Origin of the sequence: Nostoc sp., assembly GCF_035638895.1 — a bacterium.
Lineage (GTDB): Bacteria > Cyanobacteriota > Cyanobacteriia > Cyanobacteriales > Nostocaceae > Nostoc.
This window is the reverse complement of record NZ_DASQZC010000565.1, coordinates 1-4,409: the sequence shown is the minus strand read 5'-3', so window position 1 is coordinate 4,409 and position 4,409 is coordinate 1. Positions and strand designations below refer to the sequence as shown.

Genomic DNA, 4,409 nt, shown 5'->3' with positions numbered 1-4,409 from the left:
AGTTTATCGGGGATAATAAAGCGATCGCAAACATCTTGTTGTGCAATTAGGAAACTCTCAACTCTACCTGTTTCTTTGAGTTGAACCAAGCAATTTTCTAAATCATGCTTCAATCCTAAAGCGCTCTGATAGCGGTCTTCAGGATTTTTCGCCATCAGTTTGCTAACAATTTCTGAGAATAAAGATGGAATTTCGGAATTAATTTCATGTATTAAAGGCGCTTTTCTTGCAATATGACAATGTACCAACTCCATCGCATCCTCTGACTGAAATGGTAATTTTCCAGTCAGTAATTCATAAAAAGTTACGCCCAAAGAATAAAAATCTGTGCGGTAGTCAATCCCTCGATTCATTCTTCCTGTTTGTTCTGGGGAAATATAAGCAAGTGTTCCTTCTAACACATTGGGGCTAATTAAGCTTTGAGTTTCTCGTGGCAGTAAAGATGCAATACTAAAGTCAATTAATTTAACTTGTTTTGTTTCTGGATTAATTAAAATATTGGCAGGTTTAATATCTTTATGAATAATCCGCGAGTGGTAGAGTATATCTAAGGTATTACATAGTGCGATCGCACTATGTAAAAATTCTATTAAAGCTTCTATGCTTCCCCCCACTCCCCACTCCCTACTCCCCACTCCCCATTCTTTAAGAGAAATCCCTCCAAAATCTTCCATCACCAACACATAGCCACTCTGGTAAGGTTCTAGGCTATATGTTTGGATGATTAGAGGGGAATTGAGATTTTTAGCTATGGTGTACTGATTGCGAAACGACAAGAGTTCAGAGAAACTTGGATAAGGATTTTTAAGCAGTTTAATCACTACTCTTAATGAGTCACTCTCTCGATACCCTCGATAAACCAGCGTTCTGGAACCATTGTAAAGTTCTTCACTGATCCGATATCCGGGAATACTGACTGTAGTGGTATTCATACTGCTAAATCCTAATATTTTATGGATTTAGTATTCCCAGATGGGTGAAGCAATTCATCTGCAACGCTTTTTGCATTTGCTCTGGGCCTTGCGATCGCGTATGCTAAATTCAGTCTGATTTGAATTATCTTCTGTGGACAGAAACCGCGAACCGTTTATCAGTCTGGCTCTTTACCACGCCTTTAAATGGTCGGTCGTCAGCCCCATGCTTCACACTTACTTTCGGGGCCAGATTTATGGTACGGAGAATGTCCCCCAATCAGGGCCGTTATTGATAGTGAGTAATCACGCTAGTTATTTTGACCCGCCAATTGTCTCCAACTGTGTACGTCGTCCAGTGGCGTACATGGCTAAGGAAGAGTTATTTAAAATTCCAGTTCTGGCGCAAGCGATTAAATTGTACGGTGGCTACCCGGTGAGTCGAGGAAATGCCGATCGCAATGCCATCCGTTCCGCCCTAGAATATCTTAATAACGGTTGGGCTGTCGGTGTTTTCTTGCAAGGTACACGCACCCCAGATGGTCGAATTACAGACCCCAAGAGAGGCGCACTGCTGCTAGCGGCGAAAGCAAAAGCCCCAATATTACCCGTGAGTGTCTGGGGTACTGAGGAGATTTTACAAAAAGGGTCGTCCTTACCTCGCGCAGTTCCCATCACCGTGAGAATTGGTAACTTGATTGATGCTCCCAGTTCTAGTAATAAAGAGGAATTGGAGGCGTTGACACAAAAGTGTGCCACGGTAATTAACGAGATGCATGATTTAGGAAGATGAATTAAGAGAAACTACAGATATATGCTTTAGGGAGGTAGCGATGCCTACGGCGGTAAACTACGCGCCTTAGCCTCTGTATCTTTAAGGTCAATGCGCTCTAGTAATGAAGTCTAACTTTGTGCTTAAATACAACTACTAGGCAAATTTACCATAAGTTTTTCTCTAAACAATATATATATGAGCGGCTTTGAAGCCAAGAATTTTTGGGAGCGATTAAATAATCTGGCGTTAGTCCGGTTTTTACTTTTAGTTGCTTCTGGCTGGGCAATTGTACAACTTTTAGCTTACTTTGAAGCGGTCATTGTTATTTTTACATTTGCTGCAATTTTGGCTTTTTTACTCAGCTATCCTGTACAATGGCTGCGACATTTTTTGCCCCACGGTGTAGCTGTTGCTGTCGTTTTCTTGTTCAGTATTGTGATTATTGGCAGTCTGATAATTACTGTTGGTTTAACGGTTTTATCTCAAGGACAACAATTAATTGACAGTATAACTGGCTTTGTAAATTCTTTAATACCTCTATTAGAGCAGCTAGAAGGGCTTTTGCGAAGCCGTAACTTGCAGATAAATTTAAGTTTTATTCAAGAACAATTGCGAAACCAAGCTGTATCTAGTCTTGTTACTAGCTTGGCTGTTTTACAAGGATTCATGACGAATTTTCTGACATTTATATTGATTGCGGTTGTGGCTTTCTTTATGTTACTGGATGGAGACAAGCTATGGAACTTTACCATAAAAGTAGTACCAAAACAGCGTCGAAATAGATTTACAAATATAATCAGACGCTCCTTCCTCGGATTTTTTAGAGGTCAGTTATTATTAAGCGCCTTTCTCACAAGTACAACTTTTTTGGTTTTTGTAATATTAAAAGTACCTTTTGCTTTGATATTGTCAGTGATAGTCGGAATTCTTGATATCATTCCTGGCATAGGAGCCACATTAGGAGTAAGCGCAGTTACTTTAGTTGTGTTGTCTCAAGGTGCTTGGTTAGCATTGAAAGTATTCATAGCTTGTATTGTCCTACAACAGATACAAGACAACTTGATTTCGCCTCGAATTATGCAAGATGCGCTGAATCTTAATCCCGTAGTCGTGTTCTTTGCTTTGCTAGTAGGCGCTAAAGTAGCAGGCTTACTAGGAGTTTTTATATCTATTCCCATCGCTGGAGTCATCGTATCTTTATTTGAAATTGATGAAATGAAATCAGAAGTTTAGAGACGCGATTAATCGCTTCTGTACAGGATTCAGGAGTAGAGACGCGATTAATCGCGTCTGTAGTAATTACATGTAAAATAGTTTCTTAGCCAATAAAAATTGAGGAATGATGTCGGATTTAAGAGCGGAATTAACAGAAATTTTGGATGAGGCAGAGTGGGAGTGGTTAATTCCTCATGTACAACGAGATGCAGTAATTTTGGTGGCGCTTGAGCTAAACTTGGTGGATGTTGGAGTAGCGATCGCCAGTGATAACATACCATCAGTAGAACAGTGGATTGATCAACAATTGATTGCCAAACCCACCATAGTACAGGTGGGAGAATGGAATGGTCATCGCACTAAACGATTTAACACTCTCATCGTTCAGCCTTACGTTTTGGCGCAAGAAATAGTTGCTGCTTAATCAGTTTTTGTGGCGTTTTCGCTCAGAGTTAGAGTCAACAAAAATGTTTATGTAGTATAAAATATATCAATGTATAAGAAGGCAGAGGGTGAATATACCTCTTGACTATTGACTAAAGCAAAATTTTCTCCTTTAAGATTTAGCCATCTAGCAGCTAGAATTGTTACGATAATTTCAGATTAGATGTTGAAACCTTGATCCAATCTGAAACCTTAGAATTATTAGAATGGCATCGCCTCTGCCAGCACCTTGCCACCTTTGCGGCAACTAAGCTGGGGGCGACAGCTGCGCGTCATCTGAAAATACCCGATTCTCAGATCCAAAGCGAACAGTTGTTAGAGCAAACCAAAGAAGTCTACCAACTGGAAACTCGCCAGACTACGGGACTGTCATTTGAGGGAATTCAAGATATTGGCGATTCCTTAGAACGGGCAGAACGTAGTGGAGTTTTGGCAGGGGATGAACTGTTAGCGATCGCTACCACCCTCGCTGGTGCTAGAAATTTGCGCCGTGTCATCGACAATCAGGAAGATTTGCCGATATTGACTGATTTGGTTGCCGATTTGCGGACTTATCCAGAACTAGAACAGGAAATTCACCGATGTATTGATGAACGGGCCCAGGTAACTGACCGCGCGAGTCAAAAACTGGGAGAAATTCGCACAGATTTGCGGCGATTACGCACTCAGATTACTCAAAAGCTGCAAAATATCTTACAGGCAAAATCTGGCGCAGTTCAAGAACAGCTAATTACACAACGGGGCGATCGCTTTGTCATCCCTGTAAAAGCACCCCAAAAAGATGCCATCCCCGGTATTGTCCACGATACCTCTACTAGCGGTGCCACCCTTTACGTGGAACCGCATTCAGTAGTGCCTTTGGGCAACCAACTGCGGCAGATAATTAGAAGAGAGCAAGCAGAAGAAGAAGCGGTTCGCCGTGCTTTGACTGAACTTGTAGCCGCAGTCAAACCAGATTTAGAAAGATTATTAGCGATCGCCACCACTTTGGATCTGGCAACGGCTAGATCGCGGTATAGCTACTGGCTAGGAGCAAATCCCCCGCGATTTATCCAGCGTGAAGA

The 4,409-nt window shown here is 41.5% G+C and carries 4 protein-coding genes and 1 pseudogene; 4 read left to right on the top strand and 1 reads right to left on the bottom strand.

Features of this window, described 5'->3' with window-relative positions:
• A partial coding sequence (locus VE944_RS28070; protein WP_324985101.1) for a serine/threonine protein kinase occupies nucleotides 1–932 on the bottom strand: 932 nt, incomplete at its 3' end.
• A 133-nt stretch (nucleotides 933–1,065) separates the two neighbouring features.
• Between VE944_RS28070 and VE944_RS28065 the strand changes: the two genes are divergently transcribed.
• The 4 genes and pseudogenes from VE944_RS28065 to VE944_RS28050 form a co-directional block, all read left to right on the top strand.
• The gene (locus VE944_RS28065; protein ID WP_324985099.1) at nucleotides 1,066–1,704 is read left to right on the top strand and encodes a lysophospholipid acyltransferase family protein; all 639 of its coding nucleotides are present in this window, start codon (nucleotides 1,066–1,068) and stop codon (nucleotides 1,702–1,704) included.
• A gap of 177 nt (nucleotides 1,705–1,881) precedes the next feature.
• Nucleotides 1,882–2,919 (top strand): AI-2E family transporter, encoded by a 1,038-nt coding sequence (locus VE944_RS28060; RefSeq protein WP_324985096.1) that lies wholly within the window; start codon nucleotides 1,882–1,884, stop codon nucleotides 2,917–2,919.
• 109 nt (nucleotides 2,920–3,028) lie between these two features.
• Nucleotides 3,029–3,325 (top strand): DUF2288 domain-containing protein, encoded by a 297-nt coding sequence (locus tag VE944_RS28055; RefSeq protein ID WP_324985104.1) that lies wholly within the window; start codon nucleotides 3,029–3,031, stop codon nucleotides 3,323–3,325.
• Nucleotides 3,326–3,519: 194 nt separating this feature from the next.
• Nucleotides 3,520–4,409 (top strand): annotated as a pseudogene (locus tag VE944_RS28050) (endonuclease MutS2); the annotation flags it as partial.